This window comes from Streptomyces sp. KLMMK, assembly GCF_036961605.1.
Classification (GTDB): Bacteria; Actinomycetota; Actinomycetes; order Streptomycetales; family Streptomycetaceae; genus Streptomyces; species Streptomyces telluris.
The window spans coordinates 1-1040 of the sequence record NZ_JBAMDC010000769.1; the positions used below are offsets into that span (position 1 = coordinate 1).

The following is a 1040-nucleotide window of genomic DNA, read 5'->3' on the forward strand; positions in this document are numbered from 1 at the left end:
CGAGGAAGCCCGTGGCGCCGGTGATCAGGACGGTCACGCCTCACCCGCCTTCCGGCCGCCGGTCAGGGCGGGGAGCGTGCCGGGCAGGGCCGGCAGCGCCGGGAGCCCGTCCGCCGGCGTGCCCGCCCGGGCCTGCTTGAGGAGGTGGGGCAGGACGGTCTCGGTGATGCCGTGGATGGAGCCGTCGGAGTGCAGCAGCTCCATGACCGGCACCTCCTGGTTGAGGTGCTTGCGGAACTTGGCGAGCATCTCCATCCCCATGAGCGAGTCCATGCCGTACTGCTGCAGCGGCCGGTGCCGGTCGACCTCCTCCGGCGGCATGCGCAGCGTGTCGGCGACCATGGACGTGATCAGGTCCTCGACGAGGACGTGGCCCTCGGCGGCGGAGGCGCCGGCGAGCTGTTCCAGGAGCTCTTCCAGGCGCCAGGTGGTGCCCTCGACGGCGGTGGGCAGGACGGCGGCGAAGCGGGGGCCGTGCAGGGCCGGGAGGAGCGTCATGGCCCGGCCCCAGTCCAGGCGGGCGAACGCGGCACCCTCCGTCTTCCTGACGAGCATGTCCTCCAGCGCGGTCAGGGCGTCGCCCGGATCGACGGGGAGGGCGCCGAGGGCGCTCAGGACGGGGGTCAGGTTGTTGCGGGCGACGTAGCCGACGCGGTCGATGGCGCCCCAGGCCACGGCCAGACCGGGGCGGCCCGCGGCCCGCCGCGCCCGCACGAGCGCTTCCATCGCGAGGTTGGCCGCCGCGTAGGCGCTCTGGTGCGCGATCCCGACGGCGGCGCTGATCGAGGAGTAGACGACGAAGTCCGCCTGCGGGCACAGCTCGTCCAGCAGGAGGGCCCCGGTCCATTTCGGGGCGAGGACGGAGCGGAGCCGTTCGTCGGTGAGCTCCGTCAGCGCGTCGTCGTCGAGGTGCATCGCCGCGTGCACGACCGTCCGGACGGGACGGCCGTCCGCTTCGAGATCCGCCAGGAGCCGCCGCACGGCCGGCGCGTCACCGATGTCGACGGCGTGGGCCCGCGCGTCGACGCCCTGTGCGCGCA

At 74.2% G+C, this 1040-nt stretch carries 1 protein-coding gene; it reads right to left on the reverse strand.

The annotated features are described in order from the left end of the window. Positions 1–33: 33 nt before the first annotated feature. Positions 34–1040 (reverse strand): beta-ketoacyl reductase (locus V7793_RS37850; RefSeq protein ID WP_336014287.1); only part of this gene is annotated, 1007 nt, incomplete at its 5' end.